The sequence below is a fragment of the Kitasatospora sp. NPDC087861 genome (genome assembly GCF_044742585.1).
Classification (GTDB): domain Bacteria; phylum Actinomycetota; class Actinomycetes; order Streptomycetales; family Streptomycetaceae; genus Kitasatospora.
In genome coordinates this window covers 46,415-65,700 of record NZ_JBIUUS010000011.1, presented here as the reverse complement: position 1 = coordinate 65,700, position 19,286 = coordinate 46,415, and the positions used below count along the sequence as shown (strand labels likewise).

Sequence of the window (19,286 nt, the reverse complement as noted above, 5' to 3'; positions counted from 1 at the left end):
GATCAGACCACAGGAGCGCCGTGCGGATTCTGCTGCTGGGACCGTTGGAGCTGCGGACCCCCGGGGGCACCACCGTCCACATCGGAGGCGCCCGGCGCCGCGCCGTTCTGACGGCGCTCGCCCTGGACGCCAACCGCGTCGTCCCGGTCGAGCGGCTGCTCGACCTGGCCTGGGACCACGCCCCACCGCCCACCGCGCGCGCCGCGCTGCAGGGCCACATCGCCAAGCTGCGCACCCTGCTCGACGACGGCCTGCTCCTGGAGACCCGTGCCCCGGGCTACGTGCTGCGCGCCGATCCGGACCTGATCGACGCCCACCGGCTGAGACGCCTGCTCGACCGCGCCCGCACCGAGCCCGTCGACGGGACGGCCGTACCGCTGCTGCGCGAGGCCGTCGCGCTCCGACGGGGCCCCGCACTCGACGACTGCGGGTCCACCGCGCTGCGCGACGGCGCCGCGGCCCGGCTGGAGACCCTGCGGGTCGAGGCCCTGGAGCAGCTCGCCGAACGGCTGCTGCGCACCGGGCAGGGCGGGACGGTGACCGCCGCGCTCACCGAGGCGGTGGCCGAGCATCCGCTGCGCGAGTCGCTGGTCCGGCTCGCCATGCTCTGCCTGCACCAGGAGGGCCGGCCCGCCGAGGCCGTCGCCGTGTTCGAGGCGACCCGCCGGCGGCTGGCCGAGGAGACCGGGATCGACCCCGGCACCGGCCTCCGGGAGGCGCTCGACCGGATCCGGTCCGACGCCGCGGCCCGGCCCCCGGCCGCCCCGGCCCGGCTGCCGCGCGAGCCCGGCCGATTCGTCGGACGGGAGGTCGAACTCGCCTGGCTGGGCGAGCAGAGCGGCACGCGGGGCAACCTGGGCACCGCTGCCGGCGGCGATCGGCGGCTGCTCCTGGTGACCGGCCCGGCCGGGGTCGGCAAGACGGCGCTCGTGCTGCGCTGGGCGCACCGGAACGCCGCCGCGTTCCCGGACGGACGGATCGGCGTCAACCTCCGGGGCTTCGACGAGACCGAGCCGCTGAGTCCGGAGCAGGCGCTCGCCGAACTGCTGCGGGCGCTCGGCACCGAGGACGCCGCCCTCCCGGCCCGCTGGGAGGAGCTGACCGAGGCGTACCGGACGCTGTTGGCCGGCCGCCGGGTGCTGCTCGTGCTGGAGAACGCGCGGGACACCGAACAGGTGCTCCCGCTGCTGCCGACCGAGCCGGGCTGCGTCGTCGTGGTGACCAGCCGACACCGGCTCACCGGGTTGCTGGAGGTCGGGGGTGCGCGGGCGCTGTCCCTGGAGTCGCTCGACGCGCAGGAGGCCTTCGGTGTGCTGGCCGGGGTCACCGGCCGACCGCGACTGGAGGCCGAACGGGAGGCGGCGGAGCGGGTGGTCGAGCTGTGCGAGGGGCTGCCGCTCGCGCTGCGGATCGCCGGCTCGCGACTGGCGACCCGGCCGCACTGGCGGGTCGCCACCCTGGCCGGCGAGCTCTCCGACGAGCGCTCCCGACTGGCCGCGCTGGCCACCCAGGGCGCACTGAGCGTCGCGGCGGCCCTGGAACTGACGGTCCGCACGCTGCCGGAGCCGGCCGTCGAGCTGTTCCGGTTGCTCGGCGTCCACCCGGGCCAACAGGTCGACACCGCCGCGGCGGCCTCGCTGGCCGGGACCGACCGACGGGCGGCCGCCGCCTGGCTGGAGCTGCTGCACCTGGCGCACCTGATCGAGGAGAGCGCACCGGGCCGCTTCGAACGCCATGACCTGATCCGGCTGCACGCCCGGCACGCCGCCGAGGAACTCCCGGCCGCCACCCGGGCGGCAGCCCTGACCAGGCTCGTCGACCACTACCTCGCCGCGACCGCCGCCGGGCTCGTCCTCGCCCGGCCGGAGGCCCGCCACCACCGGCCCGCCCACCGGCCGACCGGGGGCGCGCCCGGGTTCGGGACCTCCGCGGACGCGCTGGCCTGGTTCCGGACCGAGGAGCCGACCGTCCGCGCCCTGATCTCGCTGGCCCACCGGTGGGGAGCCCACGAACACGGCTGCCGAATGGTCGAGAACGCCGGCTACCTCTACCTCGACGCCGGCCTGTTCCACGCCTGGGAGGAGGCGGCGCGGCAGGCGCTCACCGCCGCCGAGGCCGCCGGCACCGCCTCGAACTGGCCGCACCTGTACTCCAACCACAGCCTGTCGCTGGGCTGGCTGGGCCGACGGTCGGAGGCCCTGGAACAGTCCGAGCGCGCCGTCGCCGCCGCCGACCCGGAGAGCCTCCCGGTCCTGAGACACCGCTACCTCAGCATGCGGACGAGCTTCGCGGACGACTACGCCGAGCCCGGGAGGGCCCTGGAGGGAGTCACCGAGGCGGTGGCCCACGCTCGGGCCCACGGCGACCCCCGGCTGCTGTCCCAGGCACTCAACAACCTGGCGCACACCCTGTTCAGGGCGGACCGGGCCGCAGAGGCGCTGGATCCGATCGAGGAGTCGCTGGCCCTGCTGGCCGGGCGCGAGTCGGATCCGTACCTGGTGATCTCGACCAAGACCCACGCCCAGGTCCTGCGTGCGCTGGGGCGGTCGGACGAGGCCGTGGCGCAGATCCACCGGGTGCTGGAACTCGGCCGGGCCCAGGGCAACCAGGCCCACGCGGAGTTCGACTTCGCCGACTTCATCGGGCAGGTGATGTACGACCGGGGGCTCCGGGCCGAGGCACGCCGGCACTGGGAGCGGGCCCTGGAACTGGCCGCCGAGCAGGGCCGGATGACCCGCCAGGTGGAACGGGTGCAGACCCGGCTGGCGCGCTGCTTCCCCTAGCGGCTCCACGAGGTGGTCGCACGGCTCGCGCCTCCCGTGCCGGTGACCCGGCCACCCGGGGCGGCGGGCCGCAGGAAGTCGGACTCGGAGCCCGAGGTGCTCGTCCGCACGCCCGGGGTCGTGGCACCGCTCGCCGGTCCGGCCGTCGTACGCGGCGCGGCCGGGCCGGCCGACCTCGCCGGCGTCTGGTGCGCGGCGGTGGTCCGGCGCGCGGTGGGGGCGGCGGTCGAGGCCGAGGGCTTGTCACCGTCCGGCGCGACCCGCTCGATCCGCAGCTCCAGGTTGCGGCCCTGGCGGTCGCCGGCCCGGTCGCGGTTGCGGCTGTGCACGACCTGCGTCGACACGCCCCTGATCTCCTGCCACCGGCCCTGGACGGCACGGATGTTGGGGCACCACTCACCCTGGAGGTGGTGCTCCAGTTCGAGCTGCCAGCTCTGCGCGTCGACGAGGTGGACGGCGCCGACCTCGCCGGGGATCTCCACCGGAGCGGCGCCCCGGACGGTCACCACCGCCCGCTGCGGATACTGCCCCTCCACCGCCGTCACCGTGATCCGGCTCGGCCCCTGGTACCAGGCCATCGCTGTCCTCCCGCGTCCGTCCTCGTGCCGGCTGCCGACCGGCCTCAGCCAGTAGCACGGACGGCGCACCCTCCGGGGTTCGACCTGCCCCGATCCGGTCTGAACCCGTGACACACGGCATCCGTTCAACGGGGCGAATCCCGGCCCGCACACCGTTGCGGCCGTCCGCATCCGGCCCGAACCGGCATCAGCTCCTGGGAGAGACGATCGTGACCAGTACGGCGACACGGCGGCGGACCACCCTGCTCTGCGCCGCGGCGACCCTCGGCCTCGTCACGGCCGGGGCCCTCGCGGTGCGCGTCCCACCGCCCACGCGCGACCCGGTGCGGGCGCACCAGTCGCACCAGGCGGAGCCGGCGCGGCCGGCGGTGGCGTACGACCCCGACCTGCGGCCGTCGGACACCTCGCGCAGCGGGGTCCGGCTGTTCCTGCCCGGGGCCGGTGCCCCGGCCGACCTCACGCTCCTGGCCGACGGGCAGGGCCTCCGGTGACCGAGCGGCAGGGCGGCTCGCCCGACACTCCCCCGCCTTCCCTCCCTGGCCCGGGCCTCCAACTGCCCTGGATGAGCGCCGAACCGGTCGTGCCCTCGGGTCCGAGCGCCGCCGAGCGGCTGCGGGCCGCCCTGCGGCAGGCGCGCCGGCGCGCCGCCGTACTCGGCGCGGCCGCCGCAGGCGCGGCCTCCCGACGGGTCGCCGCCCGGCCGGCGTTCCCGCGCGGCCGCATCCGGCTCCCGGCCCTCCGCCGGCTCGGGCCGGGCCCCCGCCGGCCCTGGGACGCCCGGCGGATCACCATGGTGGCGGCGATGGGCTGTGGCGCGGTCCTCCTGCTGCTCGCGCCGTTCCTGCGGCAGGACGCCCCCTCCGGTGGCCCCGCCGCCGCGGCGGCGCCCGACGACCGTTCGCCCCTGGGGACGCACGGCCGGCACCGTCCCTCCGCCACGGACTCGCCCACCGACCAGCCGTCCCCGGCGAGCCCCACGCCGTCGGAGTCCTCCAGCGCCACGGCTGCGGCCACCGGGTCGACGACGCCCTCCCCTTCGGCCGAGCACGTCACGACCACGCCCACGGCCGCCCGTTCCACCGCCGCCGCACCGGCCGCCCCGGCCCCGGCGGCGCCTGCGACCGCGCCGCCCGCCGTACCGGCCCCGCCGCCCGTCGCACCGCCCGCCGCACCGGCGCAGCCGGCGCCCGTTCCGCCGGCCGCGCAGCCCGTCTTCCAGGCGGTGGCCGGGTTCGGTTGTTCGGGCCCGGGCGGCCACTTCCAGGAGGTCGGGGCGTTCCGCCAGGGCACGGACGGCTGGGTGACCGTCAACAGCGGCGGCCTCGCCGGCGACTCCTGCGACGGGCGCTACGAGGCGGTGCCGATGTCCGGCGACAAGAACAAGGACGACAACAGCACCTACGCCCTGTGGACCTTCGACGTCGGCGCGGGCTCGGCGAGTTGCGACGTCTCGGTGTACGTGCCGTCCTCCGGCTCGGTCCAGCAGGTCGGCGGCGCACCCGCGTACTACACGGTGGCCGGGGCGTCCGGCGCCGATCTGGGCCCGTTCACCGTCGACCAGGTGGGCCACCGCGGCGGCTGGGTCGACGCCGGCACCTTCCGCCCGACGGGCGGCTCGCTGGTCGTCCGCCTCCACAACCGCGGCCAGGACTGGACCGGCTCCGGCCAGCCCACCCACGCCCACATCGCGGCCGCCCCCATCCGCCTCACCTGCAAGCCCTGACCCTCCCTCCCCCGCCCCGGCCGGCCCGTCACCTCTCCCCACGGGCCGGCCGGGGCCCTTCTCCTTGCTCGGACGGTGCCGAGCCCACCGGCTCGGACCGCAGGGACGAACGGGGCCCGGGCCTCGGCCGGGAGGTTCGGGGCCGGAGCCCCGGGATCCTTCGCGTCATGCCCGCGGGGGCCCGGTGACCGGCCCTCGGCGCACACCGACGTACGCCGCGGCCCCGCCCTGCGACGCGCAGGACGGGGCCGCGTTCCTGGTGCCCGGACGACGGCCAGGAGTTACTGCGTCTCCTCCGTACCGCGACGGCGGCGGGTGCCGACCATCCCGAAGGCGCCACCGATCAGCAGCAGCGCGCCGGCCCCGGCGACGACCACGCTGGTGGCGCCACCGCCCCCGGTGGAGGCGAGGGGCTGGCCGTGGGCCTCGCCGGGCGGCGTGGTCGCGGGCGCGGCGGCGGCCACGGGGGCGGTCGGTGTCGCGGTGGGGCTCGCCGTCGGCGCCGGGGTGGCGGACGCGGTCGCCGTGGGCGTCGTGGTGGGGGTGACCACCGGGGCCGGGGCCTGCGTGGTGGGCCCCGGGGCCGGGGGGCGGGTCGGGGTGGGCTGCTCGGTGGGGCGCGTCGTGGTCGGCCGGCCGGTCGGCTGACTGCTGGGCTGACCGGTCGGCGCCGAGGTGGCCGTGGTGCTCGGGGTCGCGGCCGGGGTGGTCGGGGTGGTGGTCGGGGTGACCACCGGGTCGGCCGTCGGGGAACAGTCCGCGCTGGGGGCCTGGGTGCCGGTGGCGGGCGCGCCGGTCGTGGTCGCCGTCGGCGAGGCCGGCGGGGTCGTGGGCTTGGGGGTCTTCTTCTTCGGCTTGGCCGGCGCCGGGCTCTCGGAGGGGTCGGCGGGCTGGGCGGTGGTGACCTTCGGGTCCGGGGTGTCGTCGCCGGAGTCATCGGAGTCGTCCGCCTGCGGCGTGCCCTTCACGCGCTTGGCCTCCGTCGCCGCCAGGCGCCGGCTCTGCGAGGCGCTGGCCCGCGGGGAGTAGGGCGTGCCCGAGATCGGCGTGCGCGTCTCGGCGTCGTGCCGCGGGGTGGCCGACGGCGAGGCGGTGTCCTCGGCGTCGTCCGTGGGCTTGGTGGTCGGGCCGGTCCGGGTGGCGGTGACCTCCGGCGACGGGCTGCCGACCGGGCCGGGGCAGTGCGCGGCGCCGTCCGACGGCTTGGAGTCGACGTGGTAGCCGGCCACGATCTTGGTGAACTCGTACGGGCTCTGCTGGATCCCGCCGCACTTCGACGCGGTGTCCTTGGAGAACGTCCCGGCGCAGGAGCGGTCCCGGTTGACGGCCCAGAAGGTGAAGCGGGCGAGGTGGTGGGCGGCGGCGAAGTCCCGCATGGCCTGGAAATCGGCCGGGGAGACCACTTCGTCCGGGGAGTCACTGTGCCCGTTGATGGAGGACAGGCCGGCGTGGCGCCAGGCGGTGTCCTGGTCGTAGCCGTAGGCCTTGACGAGGGCCTGCTGGAGCCCGGAGAGGGCGGACTTGGTGGCGTCCACCATGGAGCCGCTGTGGCGGTCGAAGTCGAACGGCATGACGACCCAGCCGTCCACCTCCAGGCCCGCCTTGGCCGCCTTGGTGATGAGGTCGGTGCCGTCGGCGTCGGGACCGTTCTCCTCGGTGCTGAAGGTGACGTAGACCCGCAGGCCGGGGTTCTTCGCCTTGCCCGCCTTGAGCGCGTCGACCACCCGCTGGCGGGATTCGGCGCCGGTCAGCTCGGTGCTCTCGATGTCGATGTCGATCGCCTTCAGCTGGTAGGCGTCGATCACCTTCTGGTAGGCGGCGGCGAGTTGGGTCGCGTCGGTGCACTTCTCCCCGAGCTTGGCGCCGTCCCAGCCGCCGAAGGAGGCCACGACGTCGCCGCCGGCGGCGCGGATCGCCTTGATCTTCGCCTCCTCGTCGCTGCCGGTCAGCGCGCGCTCGCCGTCCCAGGCCGGCTCGCAGCCCTGGCCGGCGAGCAGGAAGGCCAGGGTGAACTGCCGGATGCCGGTCGCCTTCATCACCTCGACCGGGTCCTGGGCGGCACCCGACTCGCCCCAGCCCAGGTACTCGTAGACGGCGTTGAGGCCGACCGGATCGGTGGCGGCGGCCGGCGCGTCGTTCTGCGCGACGATCAGGACGCCGCCGGCCGCGAGCGCGGTGGCGGCAGCGGCGATCCGCCGACGGCGGCTGAGCCGGTGTTTGGACATGGCAGAGGATCTCCTGGGCTGGGAAGTGGACGGGGTCGCCCCTGCCGCCGCGGCGCCCGGTCGCCCTGGTGCGGGCGGACTCGGGGCACCGGCCCCGGTCCCGCCGGGGCCGCGGGAACGGGGCCGGTTCGAGGTGCCACCGGGTACGGCGACGGGCTCACGGCCCTCGGGCTCACCGCCGCACGGAGGGGGTCCTCAGCGAGGGACACGGAACGACACCCGTGCCCGGTTCACCGCCGACGCGACCCGCCTGGCCGGCCGTCAACTGCCGGGTGCCCGACCGGCCCCGGCCCGGTCATTCGGTCGCCGCCGGCTGCAGCCCGGACGGCGCGCCGGGCCCGGCGGGCGACGGAGCGGCGGGTGGTGGGACGACGGACAGCGGAACAGCGGGCGGCGGAACAGCCGGCGGCGGAGCGGCGCGGGCGTCCGCGGCGACCCGGCGGCGGGTTCCGTCCGGCCGCCCCGGTGGCAGCTCCACGGGTGCGCCGCGCACCAGTTCGTCCAGCAGCCGGTCCAGGGGGTCCGGCGCGGCGCCGTCGATCGCCGTGTCCGCCGGGAGCGCGGGTCCGGGAGCGGGCCGCTCCCCCACCCCGTGCTCCGGCACCGCACGGTCGGAAACCTCCGTACCGTCGCCCGGGCTCGCGCCCGCGGTCTCGCCGCGGACGCCTTCGAGCGTCCGGCTCAGCCGGTCCACCAGCCGGGCCCGCCCGGAGTCCGCGGCCCGCTCCGGAACGGTCGGCTCGGGCACCTGACGGACCAGCTCGCCGACGAGCCGGCGGGCCAGCTCCAGTGCCTGCGCGGCGGTCTCCAGCGCGCGGGCGGAGACGCCGTGCGCCGGGACGGGACCCGTCACGCTCTCCAGCGCGGCGCCCGCCGCCCGCACCGCGTGGTCGAGCAGCCGCCGGGTGGCGGCCACCCGTTCCGGGCACGGCAGTTCGGCAGCCAGCTCCACGGCGTAGAGGCGGGCCAGGCGGTCGACCTGGAACAGCCCGGGCAGGGCCTCCAGCACGAGGTGCGCCGCGTCCAGCTCCGCGAGCAGTTCGCGGGCCCGGGCCGGCGAGGCGCCCGTCAGTGCCGCGGCGTCCCCGCTGTCGAGGGTCTCGCCGGGGTGCAGCCCGGACAGCGCGAACAGGCGTCGCGCCTCCTCGGGCAGCACCCGGACGCTCCGGCCGAGCGCCGTCGCCATGCCGAGTGCGCCACCGGTGGCGAGTGTGGCCAGGCCGGTCCGCTGATCGGACATCTCCTCCGCGAGGTCGCTCAGCGACCAGGCGGGCCTGGAGGCGAGTCGGGCGCCGGTCACCCGGAGGGCCAGCGGCAGCCGGTCGCAGAGCTCCACCAGCCGCCGGGCCGCACCCGGCTCGGCCGCTGTCCGCTCCGGTCCCGCCACCCGGGCGAGGAGTTCGACGGCTTCCGCTTCCGGCAGGCCGGCGACGGGCAGCGGGATGGCGGCCTCGCGCACCACCAGGTCGGTCAGTCGGGAGCGGCTGGTGACGACGACCACCGGCTCGGGCGCGGCGGGCAGCAGCGGTTCGACCTGCTCGGCGCTGCGCGCGCCGTCCAGGACGAGCAGCAGCCGGCGGCCTTCGGTGCGGGCGCGGAAGAGTTCGACGGCCCGGGCGAGGTCGGCGGGTACCTCACCGGCCGGGACGCCGAGCCATCCGAGCACCGCGGCGAGTGCCTCCGCGGGAGTGAGCGGTTCCTCCTCGCCGAAGCCCCGCAGGTTCAGGTGGATCCGGCCGTCGGGGAAGCGGTCGGCGTGGGCGTGCGCCCAGTGCAGGACCAGGCTGCTCTTGCCGGCCCCGGCGACCCCGGTGACCAGCACCGGCCGGCCCTCGGCGCGCAGCGTCGCGTCGTCCAACAGTTGCAGTTCGGCCGCGCGGCCGACCAGGTCCACGCCCATCCTCGGCAGCGCGCCGCGGCCGGCCGGAGCGGTCGCGGCGCTCGCCTCGGCGGGGTTCAGGGCTTCGCCGGCCTCGCACAGCAGCCGCCCCGGGGTCCGGCCGTGGGCGGCGAGCCGCGCCAGGGCCCGCTCATGGGCGAGCCTGGCGTCGGCGGTCCGCCCGGCCTGGTGGAGGCCGCGGGTCAGCAGGGCCGCCGCGGACTCCCGCAGCGGGTCCGCGGTGACGGCCGTCTGCAGGTCGCCGATGGCCTCGGCGCCGCGTCCCACCGCCAGCAGTCGCTCGGCGAGTTGTTCGGCGGCCAGGCTCCGCGCGGTGTCCAGGCTCCGGCCCGTGGTCTCGGTGAGGGTCCGTGAGCCGCAGTCCGTCAGGGCCGGTCCGTCCCACAGGTCGAGGGCCTCGCGCAGCAGGGCGACGGCGTGCTCGGTGTCGGCGGCCTCCTCGGCGGCGGCCGTCAGCCGTTCGAAGCGCTTGGCGTCGACCAGGTCCGGGTCTCCGACCAGGACGTAGCCCTCGGGGCGGGTCAGCAGGGTCAGGCCGTCGCCCAGTCCGCGCCGGACGGCGGAGACGTGGCCCTGGAGGGCCGCCCGTGCGGTCGGGGGCGGGGCCCCGTCCCAGACCGTGTCGAGCAGTCGCTCGACCGGGACGGGACGGTTCAACTCGCTTGCGAGCAGGGCGAGCACCGCCCGGCGACGGGCTCCGGCCACGACGACGGGGCGCCCTTGGTCACCGCGGACTTCGACTCGGCCCAGCAGCCGGACGCGCACTCTCTCTCCTGCTTGTCTGAGGACGGGACGGGACGGGCTGAGGATATGAAGGTGTTCGATCTTCGTCCAAGCCCCCGCCGGGAATGGTAAGGAAACCCAACTGGCCGGTGTCACTTGCGGGTTGGAACCGTCAGCCGCCAATTTTCTACACTCAAGCTTCGTACGGAGTTCACCATCCGGCCATCATGGACACGACGCCTCCGCCATCCCGAAGGCAGGCGGCCACCTCGAAGTGACGCGCGTAGACTCACCGGCCGTAAGGGATGATTGAATACGTGCCCGGCACCTTCGCCGGAGCCGAACCCCTGGGGAGTACATGCGCATCCGGCTGCTCGGGCCGACCGAGCTCAGGGCCGCCGATGGCCGGAGCATTCCGGTGCCGGGGGCCAAACGCCGGGGCGTACTGGCCCTGCTGGCCCTGGAGTTCGGCCGCTGCGTGCGGGTCGATCGCTTCTACGACCTGCTGTGGGACGAGGCGCCGCCGGCCCAGGCCAAGGCCGTCCTCCAAGGTCACGTCGCCGCGCTGCGCAAGCACCTGAACGGGACCGCCCTCACCCTGGCGACCCACTCCTCGGGCTACCTCCTCAACGGCGATGCCGAGTCGGTCGACGTCCACCGCTTCGGTGCGCTCACCGCCCGCGCCGGCGAGGAGCCGGACAGCGAGGCAGCCGCCGCCCTGTTCGGCGAAGCCCTCCGCCTCTGGGAGGGCGCCCCGCTCGCCGACCTGCCCGACACCGAGCAGCGCCGCGACCTGGCGGACCGGCTGGACCGCGCCCACGAGCAGGCCGTGCACGACTGGACCGAACGGCTGCTGCACATCGGTCAGGGGGGCACGGCCCTCCCGGTGCTCGAACGGCGCCTGCACACCGAATGGCTCCAGGAGCCGACCGCCGCCCTGCTGGTGCGCTGCCTGCACCAGGCCGGGCGCCCGGCCGAGGCCCTGCGGCTCTACCACCGCGCGCGCAGCGGGCTCGCCGCCGAGCTCGGCGTGCGCCCGGGCCCGGCGCTGCAGGCCGCCCTGGCGGCGGTGCTCGCCGACGATCGCGCCCCGGCCGACCCCGGTGGTGCCCCGGCCCGGCCGGAGCCCGTCGACGTGCGGGCCCGGCCGTCGGTCCTCCCCCACCCGGCCGTCGGCGCGGCCCGGCCCGCCACCGGCGTCCTGCCCCGCCGCACGCCCGGCTTCGTCGGCCGGGCCGCCGAGTTGGGCTGGCTCGACCAGGCCTGCGGCGCCGATCGCCCCGACCACGCGCTGGCCGTCGTGGTGGGCGCGGCCGGCGCCGGCAAGACCGCGACCGTGGTGCGCTGGGCCCACACCGCCGCCGGCGGCTTCCGCGACGGCCACCTCCACCACGACCTACGGGGCTTCGACCCGGCCCGGCCCAGCGACCCGGCGGAGGTGCTGGGACGCTTCCTGCGGGCGCTCGGGCTCGCCGAGGCCGAGATCCCCGAGGACCGCGCCCGCCTCGGCGCGCTCTACCGGACGCTCACCGCCGAGCGCGAGCTGCTGGTGCTGCTCGACAACGTGCGCAGCGCCGCCGACGTCACCGAGTTGCTGCCCGCCGGGCCGCGCAGCGCGACCGTGGTCACCAGTCGCAACACGCTGGAGGACCTGGTCGTCTCCGAGGGGGCGGCACTGCTCCGCCTGGAGGCGCTGCCCGAGGCCGACGCGCTCGGCCTGCTCGCCCAGATCCTCGGCGGGGAACGGCTCGCCGCCGAACCGGCCGCCGCCCGCCGGCTGGCCGAGCTGTGCGACCACCTCCCGCTCGCCCTGCGGATCGCCGCGGCCCGGCTCGCCGCCCAACCGGCCTGGACCGTCGGCCACCTGGTCGCCGAGGTCGAGGACGAGCGCACCCGGCTGCCCGCCCTCGACGCCCACGGTGGCGTGAGCGTGCGCTCGGCACTCAACCTGACGCTGCGCCGCCTGCCGTCGACCGCGGTACGGCTGGTCGCCCTGCTGGCGGTGCCCCCCGGGCCGGAGGTCGACGTGCCGACCGCGGCCGCGCTGCTCGAAGCACCACCGGGCGAGGCCCGGCGGGCACTCGGTGCGCTGACGGCCCACCACCTGCTGACCGAGACGACCCCGGGCCGCTACGGCCGCCACGACCTGATCCGGCTCTACGGCCGGGAGTTGCTCGACGCCGATCCGCCCGCGCGGCGGCACCTGGCACTGGTCCGGCTGCTCGACTACTACCTCGCCGCCGCCATGGCGGGCGCCGGCCTGCTCCAGCCGCACCTCACCGAGTTCGAGCGGCCGGTGGAGTTCCCGCCGCCCGTGCTGCCCGACCTGCCGGACGTGCGCTCCGCGCTGGAGTGGTTCCGCGCCGAGGAGCCCGCCGTCCGTACCCTGGTGGCCGCCGGCACCGAGGCCGGCGAGCACGACCGGTCCTGGCAGCTGGCCTTCCTGGCCAACTGCCTCTACTTCGGGGCCGGGCGGCTCACCGACCGGCTCGACTGCCTGCGGTACGGGCTCTCCGCGGCCACCCGGACCGGGGACCCGGTGGCGACGGCCCTGCTGGAGGCCGCCACCGCGCGGGCGCTCAGCGGCAAGCGGCGCCCGGCGGAGGCGCTGGTCCTCGCCCGCCGGGCCGACGACCGCACGCGCGGCCACGACGGCCCCGCGCAGATCTACACCATGGCCGTGCTGGCGGTGGCGCTCGCCGACCACGGCGACCTGGCCGAGGCCCGACGGCTCTCCGACGCGACCGTGCGCCGGCTGGACGAGCTCGGCCTGCACCAGGCCGGCGCGACGGTGCTGAGCAACGCGGCGACCCTGGCGAACCTCAGCGGCGACGGGCCGACGGCACTGCGCCATGCCCGCGAGGCCCGCCGGCTGCTGGCCCCGCACCCCCACGCCACCTTCCACCTCCTCGCCCTGGCCGACGAGGCCCACGCACGGCAACTCCTCGGCCAGGTCGAGGAGTCGGAGCGCACCTGGGAGGAGACGGTGGCACGCTGCCGGGCCAGCGCGGCGCGCCACCTCGAAGCGGCCGTCCAGCAGCGCTACGCCGACTTCCTGCTGAGCACCGACCGGCCGGCCGCGGCCTCGGCGCGGCTGCGCACGGCGCTCCGGCTCCACGAGGAGCTCGGCGACACCGGCAGCGTCGCCGAGCTCGGAGCACGGATCGCCACGATCGACGGGGAGCTCGCGGTTCAGACCGCTCGGAGTGCTCGGAGCACGCAGGGCGCTCAGACCGCGACCGGTATCCCCCGGGCCGCCAGGATCGGGCGCAGCGCCCGCACCGCATAGAAGTTGCGGGACTTCACCGTCCCCACCGGTACGCCGAGCGTCGACGCGGCCTCCGCCGTCGAGCGGCCCTTCAGGTGCAGTTCCACCAGCACGTCGCGGTGGTGCGGCTGGAGTTCGGCCATGGCCGTCGCCAGGTCGCGGGCGGTGAGCACCTCGTCGTAGGGGTCGTAGGTCCCGGCGTAGTACTCGTGCGCGTCGTCGGCGACCTCCCGGGCCCGGGAGGAGGCGGTCCGGAAGTGGTCGATGGCTATCCGGCGGGCCACCGTGAACAGCCAGGGGCGGCTCTCCTCGATGCCGCGCTCGATGGCGGCCGGGTTCTGCCAGGCCCGCAGGAAGGTCTCCTGCAGGATGTCCTCGGCCTTGCCCCGGTCACCGCTGGTGACCCGGAGCATGGCGCGCAGCAGGCCCGGACCGTGCACGCGGTACAGCTCCGCCAGGGTGTCCTGGTCCAGGGTCGCGCGGCCCCGGGCGGAGTGTTCGGCGCGCTGCTGGGCGCCATCGGGTGAAGCGGCGGCTTCCTCGGCCACGGCTCTGTCCTTCGCTCTGGTACAACGGCATCGGCGGGCAGCCGCGGGGGGTCTTCGTGGTGAGCCCCGGTGCCTCGCCCTGACGGAAAGACCGTCCCAGCCGCCGCCAATGTCCGCCCAACGGTCCGGTCGGCCTCCGCGTTGGCCGCCGTTGGAGCGCGTTGGGGCCCGTTGGGGTCCGCGGGGGCGCCCCGCCGGACGGCCCCGGACCACCCGCCGGACAGGCCGGCGCGGTGCCACCGGCGGGCCGCTCGGAGCCGTGCCGGACGAGCCCTCAGCGCCGGGCCACGAGCGCGGCGGTGAGCCGCTGGACGCCGTCCTCTCCGAAGCGCCGCACGAGGAGGGCGATCCATGCGGCCAGGTCGGCGCGTTCGCGCTCGGTCCAGCTCGGGGCCGAGGGGTGCTCGTCGACCACCAGGACCCGGGCCAGCCGCAGCCGGTCGGGGCCGGGCGCCGGCCAGGCACGCCCTGCCAGCCCCTGGAGGGCCATCCTCCGGGCCGTGCTGACGACCTCCCGGGCGGCGGCCGGGGGCACGCTCCAACCGGCCGGGAGCGCCTTGGCGGGCCTCGCCGGGCCGGTGGACGGGGTGGCCGGCGGTTCGGCGTCACCGGTCAGCCAGTCGGCGATCAGCCGACGCGCCGTCGCCTCGTCTCCCGGCCCGTTCCCGTCCCGAGCGTCCGTCAAGACCGCCGGTCTGTCGCCGTCGCGGTACACCTCCGTGGTCGCCATCGGAGTCCACCTCACCCATCTGCCCAGCCCTGGACGCGGGCCGCTCGCCTGTTGTGCCTCGGCACCGTTATGTAGTTGAACGGAAAACGTGGTGGGTTGTGTTCACCGTGGCGTCGGTGCATCGGTCGTCGGTACGGCGCGGTGCGCGCGGCCTGCCCCGCGTCGGGCCGTCAGTCGGCGGCGCGTCCCGCCCGGCGGCGGCCGAGCCGTGCGGTCAGGCCGCCGAAGCCCACCAGCAGGATCACGCCGGCGCTGCCGCCTGCCACCGCGAGGGCCCGCCAGGCCTTCGAGCGGTCCGGCCCCGGGTCGACCCGGACCGGGGCGCCGGGGGCCGCCGCCGGGGCCGCGGCGGGCCAGGAGGCGGTGACGGCGGCGACCGGGTCGAGGACGCCGAACCCCACCGCGGCGTCCGGCAGCCGGGTGCCGGGGTGGTACGCGGTCGTCTCCAGGCGCCGGGTCAGCTGCTCCGGTGTCAGCTCGGGCCGCAGCGCGAGCACCAGGGCCGCCGCACCGGCCGCGTAGGCCGTCGCGCAGCCCGGTCCGGAGGCGGTGAACAGGCCGCCGCCGGGCCCGGTGCCGGTCACGCCCTCGCCGGGGGCGGCCAGGTCCACCCGTCCTTCGAGGCCGGCTCCGGCCGGACCGTTCGGCCCGGTGGAGGCCACCGCGAGCACTCCCGGATAGGAGGCGGGGAACACCGGCGAGCTGCTGCTGCGGCCGTCCGGGGCCGCCGGGGCGAGGATCAGGGCGCCGTGCGCCGCCGCGTACTTCACCGCGTCACTGAGGGCGTCGCTCGGCCCGGGGACGGGCACCACGACCGCGATCACCCGGGCGCCCCTGTCGACGGCCGCGCGGATCCCGCTGCCCAGCAGGTCGGGGGTGGTGGCCCCGGCGTCGTCGGTGACCGCGACCGCCAGGACGCGGGCCTCGGGGGCGAGGCCGGCGGGGCCGCCGTCGCCGGTGCGGCGGCCGGCCACCAGGGCGGCCGTGAAGGTGCCGTACCCGACGCAGTCCCGGCCCGCGTCGCCCGTGCCGTAGACCCGCGGCCCGAGTTGCAGCCGCCCCGCCAGGGATGGCAGCGCCGCGTCCACCCCGGAGCCGACCACCGCGACCGAGACGCCGGCGCCCCGGCTCAGCGGCCAGGCGTCCTCGGGGCGCAGCGCGGCCTGGGCCCAACCCGCCGTGTCGGCCGGGCGCTCGGAAGGCTTCAGGCAGCCGTTCTTCTGCACGTCCTGCCGGGTCTGCGCGAGCGACGGCGGGGGCTCCGCAGTGGCCGAGGCGGCCGGCGCCGACGGCACCGCTGCGGCAGCCGGGGCGGCCGGAGCTGCCGGGGCGGCCGGGGCGGCCGGGGCGGCCGGAGCAACCGGAGCAGCGACGGCCGCCGGGGCCAGCAGCGCGCCGGCGAGCGCGACGCCCACCCAACGCCCCCCGGTCATACCGGGCTGCCCGACCGCTGCGGGGTGATGTCCTGCGGCAGCAGCAGGCTGAGCTCGGCCAGGTCGGAGACGTCGAGTCGGCTCAGGCGGCCCGCCTGACGGGTGATCATGCCCTCCAGGGTCTGCCGGGCGGTGCGGCCGTTGCCGAAGGTGCGGTCGCGGGGCATCGTGGCGAAGGCCCCGCCGAGCGCCTCGACGGTCTCCGGGGTCAGGACGTAGCCGGCCTTCTCGGCGTGCAGGCCGACGATGGTGACCAGTTCCTCGTCCGTGTAGTGCCCGAACTCGATCTGCCGGGAGAAGCGCGAGGCCAGGCCCGGGTTGGAGGCGAGGAAGCCGCGCATCTCGTCCTCGTAGCCGGCCACGATCACCACGACCTCGTCGCGGTGGTCCTCCATCAGCTTCATCAGGGTGTCGACGGCCTCCTGGCCGAAGTCGTTGCCGGCCCCGCCGCGCGGCGTGAGGGTGTAGGCCTCGTCGATGAAGAGCACCCCGCCCCGGGCCCGGTCGAAGGCCTCCTTGGTGAGCTGCGCGGTGTGGCCGACGTAGCGGCCGACCAGGTCGGCCCGGGCGGTCTCGACCAGCTGCCCGCCGGGCAGCACGCCCAGCTCGGCCAGCAGCCGCCCGTACAGCCGGGCGACGGTGGTCTTGCCGGTGCCGGGCGGACCGGCGAAGACCAGGTGGTGGCTGATGGCGGCGGTCGGCAGCCCGGCCTCCTCGCGGCGGCGCACCTGGCGGATCAGGTTGACCAGGTCCTCGACCTGCTCCTTGGCGGCCGGCAGGCCGACCATCGCGCGCAGTTCCTCCAGGATGGCGGTGCTGTCCGTGGCCTGGCGCGGCCCGGCGGCCTCCTGCCCGGTGTCCTCGGCGACCAGCACCGCGAGGTCGGCGTCGGTGATCTCCGGCAGCCGGGCCAGTCTGGTGGCCTGACGGTCCACCATCTCCTCGAAGACCTTGCGGGCGGCGCGGCCGTTGCCGAAGTCGGCACCCTTGGGCATCCGGTCGAACAGCGCGGTCAGCGCCTCCGGGGTGCCGTCGGCGAGCTCGTAGCCGTGGCCGACGGCCGCCCGCTCGACGATGGTGACCAGCTCGTCCACCGCGTAGTTGGCGAACTCCACCGTCCGGCTGAACCGCGAGGCCAGGCCGGGGTTGCTGGCCAGGAAGTCGGTCATCTCGCCGGAGTAGCCGGCCACGATCACCACGATGTCGTCGCGGTGGTCCTCCATCAGCTTGACCAGGGTGTCGATCGCCTCCCGGCCGAAGTCCGGGCCGTTGCCCCCGGAGCCGGCGGACAGGGTGTAGGCCTCGTCGATGAAGAGCACCCCGCCGAGCGCCGACTGGAACACCTCGGTGGTCTTGATGGCGGTGCCGCCGATGATCGAGGCGACCAGGTCGGCCCGGGCCACCTCGGTCAGGTGGCCGCTGCGCAGCACACCCAGCTCGGCCAGGATGCTGCCGTAGAGCCGGGCGACGGTGGTCTTGCCGGTGCCGGGCGGACCGGCGAAGATCAGGTGCCGGCTCATCGGCAGGGCGGGCATGCCGGCCAGTTCGCGGCGCCGGGCCAGCTTGTTGAGGTTGACCAGGGTGGCGACCTGCTCCTTGACGGCGGCAAGGCCGACCAGCGATTCCAGCACCTCCAGCGGCCCCTGCGCCGCGGACTCGACCGGCGCGGCGGGGTCGGCGGCCTCGCCCGGCTGCGGTGCGACGGCCCCCGCCGCCCGGGGTGCGGCGTCGGCGCTCGCCGAGCCGTGCGCGTCGGGGTTGCGATTCTCCCGGCTCTGCAGGTTCTCCACCGAGAGCCGGGTACTGGGGACGGTCTGGCGCAGGCCGGAGCCCTGGTTTCCGGTGACCGTGCACCCGGTGACCCGGACCGCCTCGGACGAGTCGACACGGATCCCGTCACCGGTGTTGTCCAGCGCCTCCAGCCGGGTCAGGGCGGCGCGTGCGCCGGCCCCGATCCGGGCCCCGTGCCGGCGGTTGCCGCGCGTCCGCACACCGGTGCAGGTCAGGTCGCCGCCGTCGTCGACGGCCAGGCCGTCCGAGGCCGAGTCGACCACCTCGCAGTCCCGCAGCACGGCCACCCCGCTCTGACCGACGTGGACGCCCGGGCCCCGGGCGTCCCGCACGGTGGTGCCCCCGACGAAGGTGTTGGCGCCGTCCGCGATCAGGACGCCGGCCAGGCCCGCGGCCAGGACCTCGGAGTTCTCCAGCCGCCCGCGGCCGTCCCGGACGGCCTCCACGCCGTTGCCCCGCGCGTCGGTGACGGTGGCCCGGCGCAGCAGCGGGTTGGCGCCCTCGCTGATCCGCACCCCGGCGCCGCCGACGTCGCGGACCTCCAGCCGGTCCAGCTCGGCGGTGGTCTCCCCGGTGAGCTCGACCCCGGTGTCACCGCAGTCGCGTACGACCAGCCTGGTCATGACCGGACCGGCGAAGTCGGCCACGTGCACGCCGACCGTCTCCGCGCCGCTGACCTCGCACTCCTCGAAGGTGCCGCGTGAGCGTGCGATGACGTGGATGCCGTGGCCGCGGGTGCGCACGGTACGGCAGCGGCGCAGCAGCGGGTCGGTGCCGCCGCCCAGCACGATGCCGTGGCCGGCGGTGGCGGTGAACGTGCAGTCCTCCAGCAGCACCCGGGAGGCGGAGCTGACGTAGACCCCGACGGGCGCGTCACGGACGGTGGTGCGCAGCACCCGGGTGGTGCTGTGTTCCTCCAGGGCGATCGCGGGCTTGTCGGTGGTGGAGATCTCACAGCCCTCGATGGTGCCCCGGGCCTCGCCGTTGGCGCACACCCCGTTGCCCCGGGCGTCGCGCATGACGCAGTTGCGGACGACGGGGTTGGCGCTCTCGCCGATCACCAGCGCGGAGGTGCCGAGGTGCTCGATGACGCAGTCCTCGATGACGCTGGCCCCGGTGGACGTCTCCACGATGCCCGCGCCCGCGGAGTTGACGACGCGGCAGCCGCGCATCGCCAGCGCCCCCTGCTGCCGGGTCAGCACGGCCGTCCAGGAGTTGCCGACCACCTCGCAGTCCTGGAGGGCGGCCTGGCCGCGGGGGACGTCCACGGCGGGCAGTTCGTCGTCCTGGCCGTGCAGGACCAGGCCGGTGAGCTGGACGGCCTCGGCGACCACCTGGACCACGCAGCCGCGCCGCGGGGTGATCTGTACGGTGCCACGGGCGTCCTCGGCGGCGATGGTCACCATCTTGGTGATCACCAGGTTCTCCTCGTACCGCCCGGGGCGGACGGAGATCACCGCCCCGCTGCGGGCCGCCTCCAGGGCCTCGCCGATGGTGCGGTAGGTGCCGCCGGCCTTCTCTTCCTGGCACACCGTCAGCACGTGGCGCGACATGGCTCGTGTTCCCTTCGTTCTGCTTGCGTGT

The 19,286-nt window shown here is 76.4% G+C and carries 11 protein-coding genes; 4 read left to right on the top strand and 7 right to left on the bottom strand.

Going from position 1 to position 19,286, the window contains the following annotated elements:
* The first annotated feature begins 20 nt into the window (after positions 1-20).
* Positions 21-2,783, top strand: a complete 2,763-nt coding sequence (locus ACIOJE_RS17495; protein ID WP_400777070.1) for a BTAD domain-containing putative transcriptional regulator — start codon at positions 21-23, stop codon at positions 2,781-2,783.
* Here the strand turns inward: ACIOJE_RS17495 and ACIOJE_RS17490 are convergent.
* On the bottom strand, positions 2,780-3,361 hold the full coding sequence (locus ACIOJE_RS17490) for a hypothetical protein (RefSeq protein WP_280683063.1): 582 nt from the start codon (positions 3,359-3,361) through the stop codon (positions 2,780-2,782). The two genes, ACIOJE_RS17495 and ACIOJE_RS17490, sit on opposite strands and share 4 nt — an antisense overlap.
* Positions 3,362-3,570: 209 nt before the next feature.
* Here ACIOJE_RS17490 and ACIOJE_RS17485 point away from each other — a divergent pair, with 209 nt between their 5' ends.
* Both ACIOJE_RS17485 and ACIOJE_RS17480 read left to right on the top strand, forming a co-directional pair.
* Positions 3,571-3,852: a hypothetical protein gene (locus tag ACIOJE_RS17485; protein WP_400777069.1), complete on the top strand. Its 282-nt coding sequence runs from the start codon at positions 3,571-3,573 to the stop codon at positions 3,850-3,852.
* 71 nt (positions 3,853-3,923) lie between these two features.
* Positions 3,924-5,084 carry a hypothetical protein gene (locus ACIOJE_RS17480; RefSeq protein ID WP_400777067.1) on the top strand — a complete coding sequence of 387 codons (1,161 nt, stop codon included), beginning with the start codon at positions 3,924-3,926 and terminating at the stop codon, positions 5,082-5,084.
* A 281-nt stretch (positions 5,085-5,365) separates the two neighbouring features.
* On the opposite strand, the gene ACIOJE_RS17475 is transcribed toward ACIOJE_RS17480, so the two are convergent.
* Positions 5,366-7,309, bottom strand: coding sequence for a chitinase (locus ACIOJE_RS17475; protein ID WP_400777066.1), 1,944 nt, complete (start codon positions 7,307-7,309; stop codon positions 5,366-5,368).
* Between the two features lie 295 nt (positions 7,310-7,604).
* Entirely contained in the window at positions 7,605-9,914 is a 2,310-nt protein-coding gene (locus ACIOJE_RS17470) for a BTAD domain-containing putative transcriptional regulator (protein ID WP_400777065.1), read from the bottom strand.
* A 376-nt stretch (positions 9,915-10,290) separates the two neighbouring features.
* Here ACIOJE_RS17470 and ACIOJE_RS17465 point away from each other — a divergent pair, with 376 nt between their 5' ends.
* Complete coding sequence (locus ACIOJE_RS17465) at positions 10,291-13,221, top strand: BTAD domain-containing putative transcriptional regulator (RefSeq protein ID WP_400777063.1); 2,931 nt, start codon at positions 10,291-10,293, stop codon at positions 13,219-13,221.
* Here ACIOJE_RS17465 and ACIOJE_RS17460 read toward each other — a convergent pair.
* The 4 genes from ACIOJE_RS17460 to ACIOJE_RS17445 form a co-directional block, all read right to left on the bottom strand.
* Positions 13,161-13,748, bottom strand: a complete 588-nt coding sequence (locus tag ACIOJE_RS17460) for a sigma-70 family RNA polymerase sigma factor (RefSeq protein WP_280683074.1) — start codon at positions 13,746-13,748, stop codon at positions 13,161-13,163. The genes ACIOJE_RS17465 and ACIOJE_RS17460 overlap by 61 nt on opposite strands.
* A 274-nt stretch (positions 13,749-14,022) precedes the next feature.
* Positions 14,023-14,478, bottom strand: coding sequence for a hypothetical protein (locus tag ACIOJE_RS17455; RefSeq protein ID WP_280683076.1), 456 nt, complete (start codon positions 14,476-14,478; stop codon positions 14,023-14,025).
* A gap of 170 nt (positions 14,479-14,648) precedes the next feature.
* Positions 14,649-15,911 carry a S8 family serine peptidase gene (locus ACIOJE_RS17450; RefSeq protein ID WP_400777061.1) on the bottom strand — a complete coding sequence of 421 codons (1,263 nt, stop codon included), beginning with the start codon at positions 15,909-15,911 and terminating at the stop codon, positions 14,649-14,651.
* On the bottom strand, positions 15,908-19,255 hold the full coding sequence (locus ACIOJE_RS17445) for a right-handed parallel beta-helix repeat-containing protein (RefSeq protein WP_400777060.1): 3,348 nt from the start codon (positions 19,253-19,255) through the stop codon (positions 15,908-15,910). The genes ACIOJE_RS17450 and ACIOJE_RS17445 overlap by 4 nt, the downstream gene beginning before the upstream one ends.
* Between the last annotated feature and the right edge of the window lie 31 nt (positions 19,256-19,286).